Consider the following 18,895-nt stretch of genomic DNA (forward strand, 5'->3'; position numbering starts at 1 on the left):
GGGGCCGCCCTTCGGTCCGTCCTAGGCGCCGGTGACCTCTACCGCGGCCAGGTTCTTCTTGCCCCGTCGCAGCACCAGCCACCGCCCGTGCAGCAGGTCCTCCTTGGCGGCCACGGCATCCTCCGCGGTGACCTTCGCGTTGTTCACGTAGGCCCCGCCCTCCTTCACGGTCCGCCGCCCGGCGGACTTGCTGGCCACCAGGCCGACCTCGGCGAACAGGTCGACCACCTGGCCCAGCTCGGCGACCTGGACGTGCGGCACCTCGGACAGCGCCGCCGCCAGCGTCCGCTCGTCCAGCTCCGTCAGCTCGCCCTGGCCGAACAGGGCCTTGGACGCGGCGATCACGGCGGCCGTCTGGTCGGCGCCGTGCACCAGCGTCGTCAGCTCCTCGGCGAGCGCGCGCTGCGCGGCACGGGCCTGCGGACGCTCCTCGGTCTGCTGCTCCAGCTCCTCCAGCTCCTCGCGGGACTTGAAGGACAGGATCCGCATGTACTTCGAGATGTCACGGTCGTCCACGTTCAGCCAGAACTGGTAGAACGCGTACGGCGTCGTCATCTCCGGGTCGAGCCAGACGGCGCCGCCCTCGGTCTTGCCGAACTTGGTGCCGTCCGCCTTGGTCATCAGCGGGGTGGCCAGCGCGTGCGCCTCGGCCTCCGGCTCCAGCCGGTGGATCAGGTCGAGGCCGGCCGTGAGGTTGCCCCACTGGTCGCTGCCGCCCTGCTGGAGCGTGCAGCCGTACCGCCGGTACAACTGCAGGAAGTCCATGCCCTGCAGGATCTGGTAGCTGAACTCGGTGTAGCTGATGCCCTGGTCGGACCCCAGACGGCGGGCCACGGAGTCCTTCGTCAGCATCTTGTTGACGCGGAAGTGCTTGCCGATGTCCCGCAGGAACTCGATCGCGGAGAGGTTCGCGGTCCAGTCGAGGTTGTTCACCATGACCGCCGCGTTCTCGCCCTCGAAGGACAGGAACGGCTCGATCTGCGCGCGCAGCTTGCCCACCCAGCCGGCCACCGTCTCCGGGTCGTTCAGCGTGCGCTCCGCGGTGGGGCGCGGGTCACCGATCAGGCCCGTCGCGCCGCCGACCAGCGCCAGCGGCCGGTGCCCGGCCTGCTGGAGCCGGCGCACGGTGAGCACCTGCACCAGATGCCCCACGTGCAGCGACGGCGCCGTCGGGTCGAAACCGCAATAGAACGTGACGGGACCGTCCGCGAGCGCCTTGCGCAAAGCGTCCTCGTCGGTGGACAGGGCGAACAGCCCACGCCACTTCAGCTCGTCGACGATGTCCGTCACGGTTCTCGCGTCTCCTCGGTGATCCAGGGGCAGTCGGGTGACAGCCGACTACGAGGTTATACGCCCTGACTGACAGAGCTCATATTGAAATCGGGGATCCGCAGGGCGGGCATCGCGGCCCGGGTGAAGTAGTCGCCCCACTCCCGCGGCAGTGTCTTCTCCGTACGCCCCGCCTCCGTGGCCCGGCCGAGCAGGCCCACCGGCGACTCGTTGAACCGGAAGTTGTTCACCTGCCCGGTCACCTCGCCGTTCTCCACGAGGTAGACGCCGTCCCGGGTCAGCCCGGTGAGCAGCAGCGTCGCCGGGTCGACCTCGCGGATGTACCACAGGCAGGTCAGCAGCAGCCCCCGCCCGGTCGCCGCGACCATCTCCTCCAGCGAGCGGTCCTGACCGCCGTCCAGGATCAGGTTCCCGATCGCCGGGGCGACCGGCAGCCCGGTCAGGCCCGCGCTGTGCCGGGTGGTGATCAGGTGCTTGAGCACGCCCTCGCCGATCCACTCGGTGGGGTGTACCGGCAGCCCGTTGTCGAACACGGACTGGTCGCCGCCGGAGGAGTGGGCGACCACGAAGGGCGCGCACTCCAGGCCCGGCTGGTTCGGGTCGCTGCGCAGGCTCAGCGGCAGTTCGCTCAGCTTCTCGTCCACACGGGTGCCACCGCCCGGCTTGGAGAACACCGTCCGGCCCTCGGCCGCGTCCCGGCCCGAGGCCGACCACAGCTGGTAGATCAGCAGGTCAGCGACCGCGGTCGGCGGCAGCAGCGTCTCGTACCGGCCCGCGGGCAGCTCCACCCGCCGCTCGGCCCAGCCGAGGCGTACGGCCAGCTCGGCGTCCAGGGCGCCCGGGTCGACGTCCTTGAAGTCCCGCGTGGAGCGGCCCGCCCACGCCGAGCGGGCCCGGTCCGGGGACTTGGCGTTCAGCTCCAGCGTGCCGTTCGGCTGGTCGTGCCGCAGCCGCAGTCCCGTGGACGTGCCCACGTACGTCGACACCATCTCGTGGTTGGCGAAGCCGTACAGCTCGCGGCCGCCGGCCCGCGCGCGTGCGAAGGCCTCGCCGAGCGCCGGTGCGAACTCCGCGAAGACGGCCGAGGAGGTCTCGGCGGGCGCGTCCGTGAAGTCCGGGGACTCCTGGACACCGCTGATCAGCGGCTGGGCGTCCTCGGCGGGCCCGGCCCCGCGCGCCGCCGCCTCGGCGGCCCGCACCAGCGGCTCCAGCTCCTCGGCGGTCACCGCCGACCGCGACACGACACCGGAGGCCGTGCCCTCCTTGCCGTCCACGGTCGCGATCACCGTGAGGGTACGGCCACGGGTCACACCGTTGGTGGTGAGCGCGTTGCCGGCCCAGCGCAGGTTGGCGCTCGACTCCTCGTCGGCGATGACGACGCAGCCGTCGGCCCGGGACAGCGCGAGGGCCTGCTCGACGACCTCGTGCGGCTTGTTGGTACGGGCGCTCATCGACCGGCCTCCTGCGTGGTGTTCAGAATGTTGACGCCCTTGAAGAGGGCGGAGGGGCACCCGTGGGACACGGCGGCGACCTGGCCCGGCTGGGCCTTGCCGCAGTTGAAGGCGCCGCCCAGGACGTAGGTCTGCGGGCCGCCCACCGCCGCCATGGACCCCCAGAAGTCGGTGGTCGTGGCCTGGTAGGCGACGTCCTTCAGCTGCCCGGTGATCCGCCCGTTCTCGATCCTGAAGAAGCGCTGCCCGGTGAACTGGAAGTTGTACCGCTGCATGTCGATCGACCAGGACCGGTCGCCGACGACGTAGATGCCCCGGTCGACGCCGCCGATCAGGTCCTCGGTGGACAGCCCGGCGGGATCCGGCTGCAGGGACACGTTGGCCATGCGCTGCACCGGCACATGCCCGGGGGAGTCGGCGAACGCACAGCCGTTGGACCGCTCGAAACCGGTCAGCTTCGCGATCCTGCGGTCCAGCTGGTAGCCGACGAGCGTGCCGTCCTTCACCAGGTCCCAGGACTGCGCCTCGACGCCCTCGTCGTCGTACCCGACGGTCGCGAGGCCGTGCTCGGCGGTGCGGTCACCGGTGACGTTCATCAGCTCGGAGCCGTACCTCAGCTTGCCGAGCTGGTCGAAGGTGGCGAAGGAGGTGCCCGCGTACGCGGCCTCGTAGCCGAGCGCGCGGTCCAGCTCGGTGGCGTGCCCGATGGACTCGTGGATGGTCAGCCACAGGTTGGACGGGTCGACCACGAGGTCGTACAGGCCCGCCTCGACGCTCGGCGCCCGCATCTTCTCGGCGAGCAGCTCCGGGATCTGCTCCAGCTCGGTGTCCCAGTCCCAGCCGGTGCCGGTGAGGTACTCCCAGCCGCGCCCGACCGGCGGCGCGATCGTGCGCATCGAGTCGAACTCGCCGCTCGACTCGTCGACCGACACGGCCGTCAGCTGCGGATGCAGCCGCACCCGCTGCTGGGTGGTCACGGTGCCCGCGGTGTCGGCATAGAACTTGTTCTCGTGCACGGTGAGCAGCGAGGCGTCCACATGGTTCACGCCACTGGCCGCCAGCAGCCGGTTGCTCCACTCCGCCAGCAGCGCGGCCTTCTCCTCGTCGGGCACGGAGAAGGGATCGATCTCGTACGAGGAGATCCACGTCTTCTCGGCATGGACCGGCTCGGCGGCCAGCTCCACCCGCTCGTCCGACCCGGCGGCCTTGATCACCTGCGCGGAGAGCTTCGCCATCGCCACCGCCTGCGAGGCGACCTTGGCGGCCGCGTCCAGGGTCAGGTCAACCCCGGACGCGAAGCCCCACGTACCGCCGTGCACGACCCGGACCGCGTACCCGAGGTCGGTGGTGTCCGACGATCCCGCCGGCTTGGCGTCCCTGAGCCGCCAGGACGCGCTGCGCACCCGCTCGAACCGGAAGTCCGCATGCTCGGCCCCCAGCGCACGCGCGCGCGCCAGCGCGGCGTCGGCCAGAGCCTTTAGCGGAAGCGCCGTGAAGGCTTCGTCGATGGAATGAGGCACGGAGGTCTCCCTGCTGTCGTGGCCTGTCGGTTCCGATCATGTCGCGGGAGCGGCCCGGCGGACCACACGTTTCGGTCCGAGGCGGGGCCATTCTGTAGGGACCCGACAGCGTTGCACTCGCGCCACTGTCGGTGCCCGATTCCCCACGGAAGCGGCGCTGCCGATAGGTTTTCGATGAAGCCGCCTGCCATCCAGCTGTTCGGGCGGGCTGCCCGACCGCATCAGACCGCAAACGAAAGGGTGATCCGTTGAGCCGCTCGGTTCTCGTCACCGGAGGCAACCGGGGCATCGGCCTCGCCATCGCCCGCGCTTTCGCCGACGCCGGCGACAAGGTCGCGATCACGTACCGCTCGGGTGAGCCGCCGGCCGGCTTCCTCGCCGTCAAGTGCGACATCACCGACGCCGAGCAGGTGGAGCAGGCCTACAAGGAGATCGAGGAGCAGCACGGTTCGGTCGAGGTCCTCGTCGCCAACGCCGGCGTCACCAAGGACCAGCTCCTGATGCGCATGTCCGAGGAGGACTTCACCTCGGTCATCGACACCAACCTCACCGGCACCTTCCGCGTCGTCAAGCGAGCCAACCGCGGCATGCTTCGCGCCAAGAAGGGCCGCGTCATACTGATCTCCTCCGTGGTCGGCCTGCTCGGCCAGGCGGGACAGGCGAACTACGCCGCCTCCAAGGCCGCCATGGTCGGCTTCGCGCGTTCCCTCGCCCGTGAGCTGGGCTCGCGCAACATCACCTTCAACGTCGTCGCGCCCGGCTTCGTCGACACCGACATGACCAAGGCGCTCACCGAGCAGCAGCGCGAGAGCATCGTGTCGCAGGTGCCGCTCGGCCGTTACGCGCAGCCGCAGGAGATCGCCGCGACGGTGCGGTTCCTCGCCTCGGACGACGCTTCGTACATCACTGGAGCCGTCATCCCCGTTGACGGCGGACTGGGAATGGGTCACTGATCACCATGAGCGGAATCCTCGAGGGCAAGCGCATCCTGATCACGGGTGTGCTGATGGAATCCTCCATCGCCTTCCACGTCGCCAAGCTCGCCCAGGAGCAGGGCGCCGAGATCATCCTGACCGCCTTCCCGCGGCCCACGCTGACCGAGCGCATCGCCAGGAAGCTGCCGAAGCCGACCAAGGTCATCGAGCTGGACGTCACCAACGACGAGCACCTCGCCCGCCTGGCCGACGTGGTCGGCGAGGAGCTGGGCGGCCTCGACGGCATCGTCCACTCCATCGGCTTCGCCCCGCAGGACGCGCTCGGCGGCAACTTCCTCAACACGCCGTTCGAGTCGGTCTCCACCGCCATGCACGTCTCGGCGTTCTCCCTGAAGTCGCTGACCATGGCCTGCCTGCCGCTGATGCAGAACGGCGGCTCGGTCGTCGGCCTCACCTTCGACGCCTCCTTCGCCTGGCCGCAGTACGACTGGATGGGCCCGGCCAAGGCCGCCCTCGAGGCCACCAGCCGCTACATGGCGCGCGACCTGGGCAAGCAGAACATCCGCTGCAACCTCGTCTCGGCCGGTCCGATCGGCTCCATGGCCGCCAAGTCCATCCCGGGCTTCAGCGAGCTGGCCTCCGTGTGGGACAGCCGCTCCCCGCTGGAGTGGGACCTCAAGGACCCGGAGCCGGCCGGCAAGGGTGTCGTCGCGCTGCTGAGCGACTGGTTCCCGAAGACCACCGGCGAGATCATCCACGTGGACGGCGGTCTGCACGCCATCGGCGCGTGACCCTCGCCTGACGTCGACGCCCCGTTCTCCGCGGTCCGCGGGGGCGGGGCGTCACTCGTTCGGCGTACCCGGCCGGGCGGGGCCCGGGGCCAACGGCGCACTCTGGATTACGGGTTCACCCCGCGCATCCTCCGCAGCCCGGCCGAGGAGGTCCCCTTGTGCGCCTGTCCCGCAGCCTGGCCCCGCTGACCGTGGCCGTAGCCCTCGTGCTCTCCCTGCCGTACGACGCGCTGCCCCACGCGCGCGCGGGCCACGGCGAACCGCCCGCGCCGAGCCTGTTCGGCGCCGCGTGCCGTACGACCGTCACCGGCTCGCACGTGGTGGCGTACTGCCACAACCCCTACGTCGACACCGACCGGGTGCGGCTGCACGTCGAATGCGCCCGCTGGTGGGACATCGACACCGACAGCGCCCCGGTGGACACCGCGGCCGCCATGACCGTACGGCTGACCGGCCGGTGCTGGAAGGAAGTCCGCTCGGTGTGGATCAGCCACCAGAAGGCGCGCTGAACCTCCCCGGACGGCACAGGAACGGATAGCTCGCCGCCTCCGCGGCGGCGGCCTCCGCGTCGCCCGTCCGGATCGCGTCCACCAGCCGGGTGTGGTCCATGTACGTCTCGGGCGTCAGCTCGGCGCCGACGTCGGCGCGCAGCCAGTCCCGCAGCACCTCTCCCAGGTCGGCGTACATCGCGGTCATGACGTCGTTGTGGGAGGCGGCCACCACGGCGAGGTGGAAGGTGGCGTCGGCGGTCACGAACGCCTCGGCCTCGCCGGTCTCCCAGGCCTCCTCGCGCCGGGCCAGGAGCGCGTCCAGCTGCTTGAGGTCCTTCTCAGTGCGCCGCTCGGCCGCCAGCTTGGCCGCCGCCGACTCCAGCGTGGAGCGCAGCTCGGCGATGTGCCGGGGGTCGGCGTCCGCGAACCGGCGGTGCATCACGCCGGCCAGCTCGCTGGTCGCCGCGACGTACGTGCCCGAGCCCTGGCGGATGTCCAGCAGGCCGTTGTGCGCGAGCGCGCGGACGGCCTCGCGGACGGTGTTGCGGGCGACGCCGAGCTGCTCGACCAGCTCGGGCTCGGTCGGGATGCGCGAGCCGACCGGCCACTCGCCGGAGGCGATCTGGTTGCGCAGCTCGGCGATGACCTGCTCGGACAGCGCCGAACGACGTGGGTGGCTCAGGGGCATGGCACACCTTCGCACGCGAGGCCCGGGCGACTGTGTCCCGGGGATGGACAACCAATCATCCCATGATTCTATGATGGGTGACATGGCTAGTGAGGAAACCCGGACCGCGGAGAACCCGACCGCGGCAACCCGTACGGAGCCGTCGTCGGCCGACCGCGGTGCGACCACCGCGGCGGCCACCCGTCGCACGCCCCCCACGCGCGCGTGGGCGACCCGGCTGGTCGTCGTCGGCATCGTGCTGTCCGCGCTGAACCTCCGGCCGGCCATCACGAGCCTCGGCGCACTCCTGGAGGAGGTCCGCGACGGCCTCGGCATGAGCGGCAGCGTGGCCGGGCTGCTCACCTCCGTGCCCCCGCTCTGCTTCGCCGTCTTCGGCGTCACCGCCCCCCGGCTGGCCCGCCGCTTCGGGCCGGCCGCCGTGGTGTGCGCGGGCATGGCCGCCATCACAGCGGGCCTGCTGATACGGCCCTACGCCGGCGGCACGGCCGGCTTCCTGGCCGCCAGCGCACTCACCCTCATGGGCATCGCCGTCAGCAACGTGCTGATGCCCGTCATCGTCAAGCGCTGGTTCCCCGACCGGGTCGGCTCCATGACCGGCCTGTACTCCATGGCCCTCGCCCTCGGCACCTCCGTCGCCGCCGCGGTGACCGTGCCCCTGACCGGCGCCCTGGGCGGCAGCTGGCAGTCCGGACTCGCCGTGTGGGCGGCGCTCGCGGCAGCCGCCGTACTGCCCTGGCTGCCGCTGGTACGGGGGCGGGGCGCCGAGCCCGCCCCCGAGCCGGTGCGCGCGACGCGGGACCAGCAGGCCTTGCTGCGCATCACCCGCAGCCGTACCGCCTGGGCGCTCGCCGTCTTCTTCGGGCTCCAGGCCACCGCCGCGTACATCACGATGGGCTGGATGGCCCAGATCTTCCGCGACTCCGGCGTCCCCGCGGGCACGGCGGGCCTGCTCCTCGCCGTCACCATGGTGATGGGCGTGCCCCTGGCCTTCGTCATCCCGCGGGTGGCCACCCGGCTGCCCCACCAGGGGCCGATCGCGCTGCTCCTGGGCGTCTGCGGCCTCGCCGGATACGCCGGCCTGTACTTCGCGCCGGCCGCCGGCGCCTGGGCCTGGGCCGTGCTGCTCGGCATCTCCAACTGTGCCTTCCCGCTGGCGCTGACCATGGTCGGCATGCGGGCCAGGACCGGCCCGGGCGTGGTCCAGCTGTCCGCGTTCGCCCAGAGCACCGGATACCTGATCTCCATCCCCGGCCCGCTGCTGGTCGGTGTGCTCTACCAGCAGAGCGGCGGCTGGGGGGTGCCGATCGCCCTCATGGCGGGACTGATGCTGCCCCAGATGGCGGTGGGCTTCCTGGCGGGCCGCGACCGCACCGTGGAGGACGAGGCGGCGGCGCGCTGACGACCCCGGCGCACGGGACGCGCACCCAGGGTGCGAGACTGGCGGCATGCCAGTGCTCGACCCGAACCCGCAGAACGGCCAGAAGAAGATGCTGATCATCTTCGGCGCGTTCTTCGCCATCTTCGCGATCATCGCCGTCATCGCGACGATCGCCTCACCCTGATCAGGCCCCCCGCACGACCCGTGACCCGCCCTGATGGTGGGGCTGGCCCCCCATCCCCTAGGGGGCCAGTGTCAGGGTCAAGTGGGTGGGTCACCGGATGGGTTGAGGGCCCCGGACTCCGTAGCTTCGAGAGGTGACCGCAGCAGGCGGCCAGGAGCACTCGAGGACCCACGGAGGCGACCATGCCGGCCCGCACGCACACCCGGCCACGCCCGGCGACCCCGGGCAGCGTCGACATCCGGCTGCCCTGGTGGGCGCTCGCCCTGCCCGCGCTCGCCTTCGTCGCGCTGCTGACGCTGATACTGAACCCGTCGGACGCCCACGCCGCGACCGGCGATCCGGCGATCACGCAGCTCCTCGAGCGCGTGCAGCAGCTCCTCACGCGCTGACGCGGGGCCTCCGTACCCGGTGAATCCGCATGTCAACTCCCTGCGCCGCATGGCCTGTTTCATGCGAAGCTGGGTCCCATGAGCGTCGCAGAACCCCGCAGGATCGTCCTCTTCCGGCATGCGAAAGCCGACTGGCCCCAGGTGTCCGACCACGACCGCCCGCTCGCCGAGCGGGGCCGCATGGACGCCGCAGTCGCCGGGCGCAGGCTGGCCGACACCGGCATCACCTTCGACCTGGCCCTGTGCTCCACCGCGGTCAGGACCCGCGAGACCTGGAAGCTCGCCGTCCACGAACTCGCGCACCGGCCGAAAACCACCTATGAGGAGCGGGTCTACGAGGCCTCGCCCGGCGAGCTGATCGCCGTGCTCAACGAGATCCCGGACGACGTGCAGAACGTGATCCTGATCGGTCACAACCCGGGCGTGCACGGCCTGGCAGACATCCTCGCGGGCGACTCCGAGGGTGACGCCCGCGAGCGGATGAACCGCCGCGGCTTCCCCGCCGCGTGCTTCGCGGTTCTCTCCTACGACGGTGCCTGGAAGAGCCTGGAGCCGGCCGCCGCCACGCTGACGGACTACTGGGCACCCTCCGAGTGACGGCACCCACGGCAGGAGGGCCCGGCATCGTGGCGGTGCCGGGCCCTCCTCACATCCGCTGCGCGCTCCGTCCGGGGCGGCTCAGCCCTCGTCGTGCGTGTCGGCTGCCTCGACCTCTTCGCGGGTGATGCCCAGCAGATAGAGGACCGTGTCGAGGAAGGGGAAGTTCACCGCCGTGTGCGCGGCCTCGCGGACCACCGGCTTGGCGTTGAAGGCGACCCCGAGACCGGCCGCGTTCAGCATGTCCAGGTCGTTGGCACCGTCACCGATCGCCACCGTCTGCGACAGCGGCACCCCGGCCTCCGCCGCGAAGCGGCGCAGCAGCCGCGCCTTGCCCGCGCGGTCCACGATCTCGCCGGTGACCCGCCCGGTCAGCTTCCCGTCGACGATCTCCAGCGTGTTGGCCTGCGCGAAGTCCAGCCCCAGCCGTTCCTTCAGGTCGTCCGTGACCTGAGTGAACCCACCGGAGACGACCCCGACTTGGTAGCCGAGGCGCTTCAGGGTGCGGATGAGCGTGCGCGCGCCCGGCGTCAGCCGTACCTCGTTGCGCACCTTCTCCACCACCGAGGCGTCCAGCCCCTTCAGCAGGGCGACGCGCGCGTGCAGCGACTGCTCGAAGTCCAGCTCCCCGCGCATCGCCGCGGCCGTCACCTCGGCGACCTGGTCCTCGCAGCCGGCGTGCGCGGCGAACAGCTCGATGACCTCGTCCTGGATGAGCGTGGAGTCCACGTCCATGACCACCAGCCGCTGGGCGCGCCGGTGCAGGCCCGCCGAGACGACGGCGATGTCGACACCCAGTGCCGCCGCGTCGGACGCCAGGGCCGTGCGCAGCGGCTCGGTCTCCACCCCGGAGACGGCGAACTCCACCGCGGTCACCGGGTACTTGGCGAGGCGGAAGATACGGTCGATGTTGCCGCCGGCCTTGGCGATCCGGGCGGCGATGGCAGCCGTCGACTCGGCGGTGAGCGGGTGACCGAGGACCGTCACCAGGGAGCGCCCGTGACCACGGGGACGGTTGTCGCCGTGCCCCGAGATGATCTCCGCCTGCATCTTCATCGACTCGGCCCAGCTGTGCACGGTGGCCCTCAGATCGCCCTCCAGGCCCGCCGGCGGCTGGGTGACCAGCACGCACAGCACCAAGCGGCCCCGGGTGACGACCTGCTCGATGTCGACCACGTCGACGAGGTAGGCGGCAAGGGTGTCGAAGAGGCCGGCCGTGATGCCCGGCCTGTCCTTGCCGAAGATCTTGACGAGGAGAGTGGGGACCTCGGAGGTCTGCGAAGCGCTCATGGTGTCACCACCGTATCCGGCACCCAGTGCCTTCCGCCCGTGAGGTCCGCCTGACGGACACGGAACAATGGGTGTCGGGCCGATGTAGAGGATCTTGCCGCTGGACGACGGCGCGCCCGCTGCGCCACCGGTCTACGGCTCGGGCTCTACCACGACTGTGACACGCCCGCGCTCGCGACGGGCGGCACCGGGTCGTCCGCTCCACGCGGCCCCCACGGGGTCACCTCCTGGGCCTGCCGGGCGGAGACGGAGGCACCGGCGGAGGGGGCGGCGGCCCCTCGTCCGGCGGGTCCGGCGCGCGATCACGCGGGCGCGCGCCGGGACGGCCCCGGGGTGCGGGAGGGAGCGGGCCGAGAGGCCGGGCCACGGTGGGGGCGCCGTACACGTCGTTCCCGCTCGACGGCGGCCGCGCGTCCTCGGGCTCCTTCCGGAACCGCTCCGGCACCTGGAGATAGGGGTTCGTGTCCGGGTTCGGGGGCCGGTACGGCCTGCCCGGCGCGTACGGTCCGGCCCCGTCGCCACGGCCGTACGCAGAGCGCCCGGACGCACCGCCGTACCCCGGATCCGCGCCCCGCACCCCACCCCGCCCCGGCCCCACCGCGCGCGCCCCCGCGGCCCCCGCCACCCGGGCGAGCAGCGCTCCCGCCGCCCCGGCCCCCGCACCCCACAGGGCCCCCAGAAGCAGCGCCATGCCCAGGTGACCGTGCAGCTCGATGCCCGCGCCGAAGGCGTCGAAGCCCAGCACGGACAGCGAGGCGTCCACCGAGACATCGGCCAGCCAGGCGAGGAAGGGCAGAGCGAGCGCGGTCGCGATCCCGAGCCGCAGAGCGCAGCGGCCGGCGAACCCCGCCGTACCGACCGGCCCGGGCAGCGGCGTCCGTACCGCCGTCAGTACCCCGGCCAGCAGCATCATCAGCGCCGTCGCGACCACGAGCAGCCACACCCGCCCGTCCAGCTCGGCCAGCCGGCCCACCGTGACGGGCTGGTCCGAGTGTGCGCTCAGAAGCTGGTCGAGCGGGTGGGGCAGCACGGTGCCCAGTGCGCCGGTGGCCTTGCCGTCCCACGGGACGAACAGGCCGATCGGGACGCCCAGCCACACCCCGTTCGGGGCGCCCAGCAGGGCCGCGCCCGCGATCCGGCGCGGATGGTCGTCGCCGATCGCCGCGTACGCCGCCGCCGCGAGCCCGGCGGCCACGGCCGTCAGCAGCACGGTGACGAGCGCCGACACGGCCGGCCGCACGACCCGGTGCACGGCGTCCCAGCCGGGCGGCAGGGGAGTGCGCCGGGAGGCGAGCAGGGCGATCAGCAGGATTCCGGCGGACCAGCAGAGGCCGCCGAGGAGGGTGGGCGCGGTGTCCACGGTGAACCCGACGGCGGCCTTCGCGTGGATCAGATCGCCGATCCGGTCCGGCAGCAGCCCGCCGATGTCCCCCAGGCCGGGGATGCGCAGGCCGCCCCCCTTGCCGCCCCCGCCTGGCAACTTGTCCAGACCGAGCGAGCCGCCGTCGATCGTGATGACGTCGTGTCCGGCCCACGCCAGCCCGCCCAGCGTGGCCACGAAGAGGGCGACCACCGCGCCTGCGCGCGCGAGGAGTTCGGACGGCGCGATCACAACTCCGGCCGTACGCAGGGACCGTAGGAAGAACCACGACAGCAGCAGGGCACCGACCAGGCTCACCCCCAGTGGCGTGATCTCGACGGCCGTGTGGGCCTCGGCGCCCTTCAGCCCGAAAGCGGACACATCGCCCGACGGTGAGACCGAACCACCCGCCCCGAGCGCCACAACAGCCGCCGTCATGGGGCCCAGTGAGCCCGCCGCGTCCGCCTGCAGCAGATGCAGACCGAGCGCGGCCGTGCCCGCCATCCCTATCAACGCCCAGCTGACGGCGGCGATCGCGGACAGCAGGATGTCCGTCCACGGCAGCGAGGTGCCGTGCCGTGCGGTCTCGACGCCCGTGGCAGCACTCATGGCAGAGCCCCCGATCCGCGGCGCGGCACCGGAGCCGCGCTTGTCCCCCTCGCGGGGGATTACCACTCTCCGGCCCGGTTTCAACCCCGTCAACGGGGCGAGTTGAAGCGCGTACGGGCGCCCTCGACAAGGCCCGACTTTCGGTCACGGGGCCCCGCCTGAAATAGTTCCCCACGATGTTCGACATCCCTAGACTCCCTGTGATGGGGGTAACTCGGGGGACAACTCAGTGGGGCATGGAGTGCCGGAACTCGTACTGGAAACAAACGGACAGACCTGGACGCTCGATTCGTCCAGGTCTTACACCCTCGGACGCGATCCGCAGGGTGACATCGTCTTCGACGACGCCAGGGTCTCCTGGCGTCACGCCACGGTCAGCTTCAACGGCCGCAGTTGGGTCATTGAGGACCACGGCAGCACCAACGGCACCTTCGTGCAGGGCCAGCGGATAAGTCAGACCGAGATCGGCCCGGGCTCGGCGGTGCACCTCGGCAACGCGACCGACGGACCGCGCCTGAACCTGTCCGGCGCCGCCGCGGCAGCTCAGCCTCAGCAGCAGGCCGCGCCGTACGCCGCCCAGGGCGCGGGGGCCGGCTGGGCGCAGCAGGCTCCGCCGCAGCAGGCTCAACAGCAGGCCCCTCAGGGGGGTTGGCAGCAGCCGCAGCAGGGCGCGCCGATCCCGCAGCAGCAGGGCGCACCGGCCGAGCAGTACGCACAGAAGGTGCCCGGTGGTGGCGCGGGGGCGCCGCCGGTCTACGGCGACCGCAGCCCCACGACCTTCCACCAGTTCGCCATAGGCAACGTGATGCGCATCGGCCGTGCCCTGGAGAACGAGCTGGTCGTCTCCGACCTGCAGGTCTCCCGGCACCACGCCGAGTTCCACTCGATGCCCGGCGGCCGCTTCGAGATCCGTGACCTGGGCTCGCACAACGGCACCTACGTCAACGGCCAGCCGATCGCCAAGGGCGGCTCGGTACAGCTCGGCCCGAACGACATCGTCGGCGTCGGCCACTCCACCTTCCGTATCGTCGGCGACCGCCTCGAGGAGTTCGTCGACACCGGTGAGGTCTCCTTCTCCGCGCGCCACCTGACCGTCACGGTCGACGGCGGCAAGCAGATCCTGAAGGACGTCTCCTTCGGCGTCCCGGAGAAGTCGCTGATCGCGGTCATCGGCCCGTCCGGTTCCGGCAAGTCGACCCTGCTGAAGGCGCTGACCGGCTACCGGCCCGCCAACCAGGGCGAGGTGCTGTACGACAACCGCAACCTGTACAAGCAGTTCGCCGAGCTGCGCCAGCGCATCGGTCTGGTCCCGCAGGACGACATCCTGCACAAGGAGCTGACCGTCAAGAAGGCCCTCAAGTACGCGGCCAAGCTGCGCTTCCCCGCCGACACCACGGCCCAGGAGCGCGACGCCCGTATCGACGAGGTGCTGCGCGAGCTGAAGCTCGACATCCACAAGGACAAGAAGGTCACGTCCCTCTCCGGTGGTCAGCGCAAGCGTGTGTCGGTGGCCCTGGAGCTGCTCACCAAGCCGTCGCTGATCTTCCTGGACGAGCCGACCTCGGGCCTCGACCCGGGCATGGACCGCGACGTCATGCAGCTGCTGCGGGGCTTGGCCGACGACGGCCGCACGGTCCTCGTGGTCACCCACTCCGTGGCGGAGCTGGCGATCTGCGACAAGCTCCTGGTGATGGCGCCCGGCGGTTCGGTGGCCTACTTCGGCCCGCCGGAGGAGGCGCTGAACTTCTTCGGCTACGACACCTGGGCCGACGTCTTCTCCGCCTTCGAGAACTACCGCGACTACGACTGGGCGGGCCGCTGGAAGGGCTCGCAGCACTACCAGATGTACGCCGCGGACATCGACGCCGTCGCCCCGCAGTCCGTACACATGCCTCCGCCGCAGGCGATGAAGCCGCCCAAGCCGCAGGGCTGGGGTTCGCAGCTGATGACCCTGATCCGGCGGTACGTGGCGGTCATAGCCTCCGACAAGGGATTCCTGGCGCTGACGGTGATCCTGCCGGCGGTGCTCGGCGCGGTCAGCCTGCTGATCGACCACAACCGGGGCCTGCTGGTCAACGAGGCGGTCAATCCGCGCACCGGCGCGCACGTCCCGAACGGCACGGCCACCACGGTGCTGCTGATTCTCGCGGTCGGCGCGTGCTTCGCCGGTGCGGCCAACTCGGTGCGTGAGCTGATCAAGGAACGGGTCATCTACGAGCGGGAGCGCGCGACCGGCCTGTCCCGGTCGGCCTACCTGATGTCGAAGGTGGTCGTCCTGGGTGCGGTCACCGTGCTCCAGGGCCTGATGGTCGGCGTGATCGGCTTCTCCAGCCGTGAGATCCCGGACAAGGGGCTCGTCCTCGGCAGCTCGACACTGTTCGAGCTGTGCCTGCCGATCATGGCGCTCGGCTTCACCTCGATGATGTTCGGCCTGGTGATCTCCTCGCTGGTGAAGACCGCCGAGAAGACCATGCCGCTGCTGGTGATGTTCGCGATCATCCAGGTCGTCTTCACCGGCTGCCTCTTCACCCTGCACGGCACCCTCGGCGTCAACGAGTTCTCGTACCTGATGCCGTCGCGCTGGGCGGTGGCCGCCGCGGGCGCCACGCTGGACTTCAACAACATCGCGCCGAACACCGACGACCCGAGCAGCACGGACCCGCTGTGGAACCACGAGGCCTCGGCCTGGGGTCTGGACATGTTCGCGCTGATCGTTCTCGGTGTGGTCTGCGGCTTCTTCGTCGCCCGCTTCCTGCGCCGGCACGAGCCGGAGGTCATGCGGAAGTAACCGCGCCCGTACGACGCGAAGGGCGGCACCCCCTCACAGGGTGCCGCCCTTCGGCGTTGCGTCGTCAGAGGTCCGCGCTGCCTCAGTACGCGCTGTTGACGTTGTCGATCGAGCCGTACTTGTCGGCCGCGTAGTTGGCCGCGGCGGTGATGTTGGCGACCGGGTTGTAGATGTTCCACGAGGTGCCGCCGACGTGGTACGCGTTGAAGGTCGGCGGGATGACCTGCAGCAGGCCCTTCGACGGGATGCCGTTGATCGCGTTGATGTCCCAGTTGTTGATGGCCATGGGGTTGCCGGACGACTCGCGCATGATGTTCTTGTGCAGGCCGTTGTAGCTGCCCGGGATGCCCTTGGCCTTCATGATGTCCAGGGCCTGGCGGATCCAGCCGTCGAGGTTGTTCGCGTAGGTCTTCGCGGCGACCAGCTGGATCTGGGGGCGCTGCGCGGAACGGCTCGCGGCCTCCTTGGCTGCGCGCTCCTGGGCGGCCTTCTTGACGGCCTCGGCGGCGGCCTTCTGCTTCGCCGCGGTCTCGGCCTTCGCCTTGACGGCGGCGTCGACCGCGGCCTTCTGCTTGGCGGCGAAGGCGTCGAGCTTGACGGTCTCCGTGGCGAGCTGGCTGGTGAGCGTGCCCTTGACGTCCTTGACCGGCTGGGCGGCCACCTGCGGCGCCTCGGCCGGGGCACCGGCGGAGATGGTCTCGGCGCTGCTGGGCACGGCCGAGAAGGCGAGAGCGGCGGCGCCGAGGACGCCGACACCGGCGATCGCGATCTTGTGGTGCTTGGTCAGCGAGCGACTATGGCCACGGGTGAGGATGTTCTTGGGCATGCTGATGGACCTCTTCGGATAGCGCGGAGGTCGCTCTGCGTCACGCCGGAGGAATCCGGTCCTCCTGCACGAACGCCGCGGGGGGAACCCCGCAGCGCTGAGCGACGGGAGCAATTCTTAGCGGCCGCAAAATCCCGTGGCAAAGGTGTGACGTACGATCCCCGGTAGTGGATCGGGGAAGGGCAAAACGGGACAGACTGGAACGTCTGCCCCGTTCGTGCCGGGAGGCTATATCTCCTATGTCCGTTCGTACGTGATGTGTGCCCTATGCGCGGGCTCACATCGGAGGCGTGACGGTCTCACCAGGAGTTGCCGTCGCAACGCTCTGCGTGAGGGGTCTCCTGCGGGAGGATGAGGTGGACGTCGCCGAACTCGTGCCACAGGTAGAGCCCGCGCAGCGCCTCCTCGTACGCGCGGTCGACCGCGGCCCGCCCCGCGACCGCCTGCAGCATCAGCAGATGCGAGGCCTCCGGCTCGTGCAGCCCGGTCAGCAGCCCGTCGACCACGCGTACCCCCCGCTCGGGCGTGACCACCAGATCGGTCCACCCCTCGGCCGCCCGCACCACCCCGTCCGGCCCGGTCGCCGACTCCACGGCCCGCACGGCCGTCGTCCCCACCGCGATCACCCGCCCGCCCAGCCGTTTCCCACCACCACCCTTCCAAGGAAGCGCCTCGCGCCCTGCTTGCTTCGCCCTCACGGCGTTGATCAGCCGCGCCGACGCCGCCGGCACCGCGAACCGCTCCGGGTACGGCGGCTCGTGCGCCTCCGCCGACGCCACCCCCGTGTGCAGAGTGATCGGCGCGAACTGCACCCCACGGCTCACCAGCTCCGCCACCAGCCGCGCGGTGAAGGGCCGCGCCGCACTCGGCATCTCCGCGCTGCCCGCCCCGTCCGGCGAGGGCAGCGCGAACACCGTCTGATAGACGGACAGCGGCTGGTCCCGCTCCGTATAGGAGTAGCGGATGGGCCGCCCGTGCTCCCGCAGCAGCCGATGGACCTCCGCCCCGGACACCCGCGCCCACCAGAGTCGCTCACCCCGCTCGCTCAGCGGCTCCTCCAGCACCAGCCGGGCCCCGCCCGGCAGCCACACCTCTCTCCGCGCGGGCCCTCCCGCCCTGTTTTCTTTACGCGCGCGCGTAGTACCCCTCCCGTCCGGATCCCGCAGCTCGACCGCCCACCGCCCGTCGTCCCCGCGCGTGGAGAAGTGCACCACCACGCGCGCGTGCCCGATCCGCCCGTCCACCGCGGCGGCCAGTGTGGGCGAGGTGTTCACCACCAGCAGGTCCCCCGCCCGCAGCAGCCGCGGCAGCTCGGCGAACTCGTGGTGGGTCACCTCGGTGCCGCGCGACACCAGCAGCCGTACGTCGTCCCGGTCAAGACCGGGCCCGCGCTGCTCGGCCGGCACCCGCGCCGACAGCTCCTCCGGCACCTTCACCGCGATGGTCATCGCCCCTCCGCCAGGGCCGGCGCCGCATACCGCCCGCTCGCCGGCCGCTCGTCCAGCAGCCGCAGGAACGCCGGTACGACACTGCCGGGCGCCGGACGCGGATCGTCGTCGTCCGGTACGGCCGCCGCGTACAGGTCCGTGGCCATGTCCCCGGGATCCACCGCCCACACCCGCAGCCCCGGCTCCTCCGCGCCGAGCACCGCGGCGAGCTGGTCCAGGGCCGCCTTCGAGGCGCCGTAGCCGCCCCACGTCTCGTACGCCTCCGCCGCCGCGTCCGAGCTGACCGCGACGACCGCGCCCGCCGGCGACTCCCGCAACAGCGGCAGCGCCTCCTGGACCAGGCCCAGCGCCGCCACCACGTTCACCTCCAGCGCCCGCCGCAGCCCCGTGAGGGGCAGCTCCGCCAGCCGCACCAGTGGCTCGGCACCCAGCGCGCTGGCGTTGCTCACCACCAGGTCGACACCGCCCAGCTTCCGCGCGGCGGCCACCAGCTCGGCCCGGTGCCCCGCGTCCGTGACGTCCCCGGGCAGCGCCTCCACCCGCGTACCGTGCCCGGCGACCGCCTCCGCGGCCTCGTCCAGGGGCCCCGCGCCACGGGCGTCGAGCACCAGGTCCCAGCCCCGCGCGGCCAGCGCCTCGGCGAGCGCCCGCCCCAGGCCCTTGGAGGCCCCCGTGATGATCGCTACCGGCATGACAACCGTCCCCTCGTCGCTTGCCGCCCTCGTCGGAGCGGTGACCACAACGTAGGAACGGCACCCCCCGCGCCGCCTCGGACGCGGGCCTCAATACGGTGGGGTCCTTCGACGTACGCCGCACGTCGCGGGGCCGGAGACCTACCTCACCGGTCCTAGGTCCATCGG

17 protein-coding genes are annotated in these 18,895 nt (G+C 71.4%); 8 read left to right on the plus strand and 9 right to left on the minus strand.

Features of this window, described 5'->3' with window-relative positions; translation table 11 throughout:
* Positions 1-21: 21 nt before the first annotated feature.
* The 3 genes from tyrS to ACIRVH_RS21765 are packed head-to-tail and all read right to left on the minus strand — an operon-like array spanning position 22 to position 4,261.
* On the minus strand, positions 22-1,290 hold the full coding sequence (gene tyrS, locus ACIRVH_RS21755) for a tyrosine--tRNA ligase (protein ID WP_403955708.1): 1,269 nt from the start codon (positions 1,288-1,290) through the stop codon (positions 22-24).
* A gap of 56 nt (positions 1,291-1,346) precedes the next feature.
* Entirely contained in the window at positions 1,347-2,741 is a 1,395-nt protein-coding gene (locus ACIRVH_RS21760) for a metallopeptidase TldD-related protein (RefSeq protein ID WP_403955710.1), read from the minus strand.
* Positions 2,738-4,261 (minus strand): TldD/PmbA family protein, encoded by a 1,524-nt coding sequence (locus ACIRVH_RS21765; RefSeq protein WP_403955712.1) that lies wholly within the window; start codon positions 4,259-4,261, stop codon positions 2,738-2,740. The genes ACIRVH_RS21760 and ACIRVH_RS21765 overlap by 4 nt, the downstream gene beginning before the upstream one ends.
* 248 nt (positions 4,262-4,509) lie before the next feature.
* On the opposite strand from ACIRVH_RS21765, the gene fabG reads away from it, so the two are divergent.
* The 3 genes from fabG (at position 4,510) to ACIRVH_RS21780 (ending at position 6,496) form a co-directional block, all read left to right on the plus strand.
* On the plus strand, positions 4,510-5,214 hold the full coding sequence (gene fabG / locus ACIRVH_RS21770) for a 3-oxoacyl-[acyl-carrier-protein] reductase (protein ID WP_403955713.1): 705 nt from the start codon (positions 4,510-4,512) through the stop codon (positions 5,212-5,214).
* A gap of 5 nt (positions 5,215-5,219) precedes the next feature.
* A complete protein-coding gene (gene fabI, locus ACIRVH_RS21775) occupies positions 5,220-5,987 on the plus strand; it encodes an enoyl-ACP reductase FabI (protein ID WP_403955715.1) in 768 nt (255 codons plus the stop codon).
* A gap of 158 nt (positions 5,988-6,145) precedes the next feature.
* On the plus strand, positions 6,146-6,496 hold the full coding sequence (locus tag ACIRVH_RS21780; protein ID WP_403955717.1) for a hypothetical protein: 351 nt from the start codon (positions 6,146-6,148) through the stop codon (positions 6,494-6,496).
* Here the strand turns inward: ACIRVH_RS21780 and ACIRVH_RS21785 are convergent.
* Positions 6,474-7,166, minus strand: coding sequence for a FadR/GntR family transcriptional regulator (locus ACIRVH_RS21785; protein WP_386573901.1), 693 nt, complete (start codon positions 7,164-7,166; stop codon positions 6,474-6,476). The two genes, ACIRVH_RS21780 and ACIRVH_RS21785, sit on opposite strands and share 23 nt — an antisense overlap.
* 82 nt (positions 7,167-7,248) lie before the next feature.
* On the opposite strand from ACIRVH_RS21785, the gene ACIRVH_RS21790 reads away from it, so the two are divergent.
* The 4 genes from ACIRVH_RS21790 to ACIRVH_RS21805 all read left to right on the plus strand — a co-directional run bounded on the left by ACIRVH_RS21790 (position 7,249) and on the right by ACIRVH_RS21805 (position 9,714).
* Complete coding sequence (locus ACIRVH_RS21790; protein ID WP_403955719.1) at positions 7,249-8,565, plus strand: CynX/NimT family MFS transporter; 1,317 nt, start codon at positions 7,249-7,251, stop codon at positions 8,563-8,565.
* A 46-nt stretch (positions 8,566-8,611) separates the two neighbouring features.
* Positions 8,612-8,728: an SGM_5486 family transporter-associated protein gene (locus ACIRVH_RS21795; RefSeq protein WP_145874680.1), complete on the plus strand. Its 117-nt coding sequence runs from the start codon at positions 8,612-8,614 to the stop codon at positions 8,726-8,728.
* Between the two features lie 182 nt (positions 8,729-8,910).
* Positions 8,911-9,117, plus strand: coding sequence for a hypothetical protein (locus tag ACIRVH_RS21800; RefSeq protein ID WP_403955721.1), 207 nt, complete (start codon positions 8,911-8,913; stop codon positions 9,115-9,117).
* Between the two features lie 78 nt (positions 9,118-9,195).
* On the plus strand, positions 9,196-9,714 hold the full coding sequence (locus ACIRVH_RS21805; protein ID WP_403955723.1) for a SixA phosphatase family protein: 519 nt from the start codon (positions 9,196-9,198) through the stop codon (positions 9,712-9,714).
* Between the two features lie 81 nt (positions 9,715-9,795).
* On the opposite strand, the gene serB is transcribed toward ACIRVH_RS21805, so the two are convergent.
* Both serB and ACIRVH_RS21815 read right to left on the minus strand, forming a co-directional pair.
* Positions 9,796-11,004 carry a phosphoserine phosphatase SerB gene (serB, locus tag ACIRVH_RS21810; protein WP_393482194.1) on the minus strand — a complete coding sequence of 403 codons (1,209 nt, stop codon included), beginning with the start codon at positions 11,002-11,004 and terminating at the stop codon, positions 9,796-9,798.
* 220 nt (positions 11,005-11,224) lie between these two features.
* Positions 11,225-12,973 carry a streptophobe family protein gene (locus ACIRVH_RS21815; protein ID WP_403955725.1) on the minus strand — a complete coding sequence of 583 codons (1,749 nt, stop codon included), beginning with the start codon at positions 12,971-12,973 and terminating at the stop codon, positions 11,225-11,227.
* Positions 12,974-13,214: 241 nt separating this feature from the next.
* Here ACIRVH_RS21815 and ACIRVH_RS21820 point away from each other — a divergent pair, with 241 nt between their 5' ends.
* The gene (locus ACIRVH_RS21820) at positions 13,215-15,761 is read left to right on the plus strand and encodes an FHA domain-containing protein (RefSeq protein WP_403955727.1); all 2,547 of its coding nucleotides are present in this window, start codon (positions 13,215-13,217) and stop codon (positions 15,759-15,761) included.
* Positions 15,762-15,843: 82 nt separating this feature from the next.
* Here ACIRVH_RS21820 and ACIRVH_RS21825 read toward each other — a convergent pair whose 3' ends face one another.
* The 3 genes from ACIRVH_RS21825 to ACIRVH_RS21835 all read right to left on the minus strand — a co-directional run bounded on the left by ACIRVH_RS21825 (position 15,844) and on the right by ACIRVH_RS21835 (position 18,727).
* Complete coding sequence (locus ACIRVH_RS21825; protein ID WP_403955728.1) at positions 15,844-16,587, minus strand: transglycosylase SLT domain-containing protein; 744 nt, start codon at positions 16,585-16,587, stop codon at positions 15,844-15,846.
* A 299-nt stretch (positions 16,588-16,886) separates the two neighbouring features.
* Positions 16,887-18,035, minus strand: a complete 1,149-nt coding sequence (locus ACIRVH_RS21830; RefSeq protein ID WP_403955730.1) for an S-adenosylmethionine:tRNA ribosyltransferase-isomerase — start codon at positions 18,033-18,035, stop codon at positions 16,887-16,889.
* Positions 18,032-18,727 carry an SDR family NAD(P)-dependent oxidoreductase gene (locus ACIRVH_RS21835; RefSeq protein ID WP_403955731.1) on the minus strand — a complete coding sequence of 232 codons (696 nt, stop codon included), beginning with the start codon at positions 18,725-18,727 and terminating at the stop codon, positions 18,032-18,034. The genes ACIRVH_RS21830 and ACIRVH_RS21835 overlap by 4 nt, the downstream gene beginning before the upstream one ends.
* Between the last annotated feature and the right edge of the window lie 168 nt (positions 18,728-18,895).

This window comes from Streptomyces sp. NPDC101165 (assembly GCF_044768135.1).
Lineage (GTDB): Bacteria > Actinomycetota > Actinomycetes > Streptomycetales > Streptomycetaceae > Streptomyces.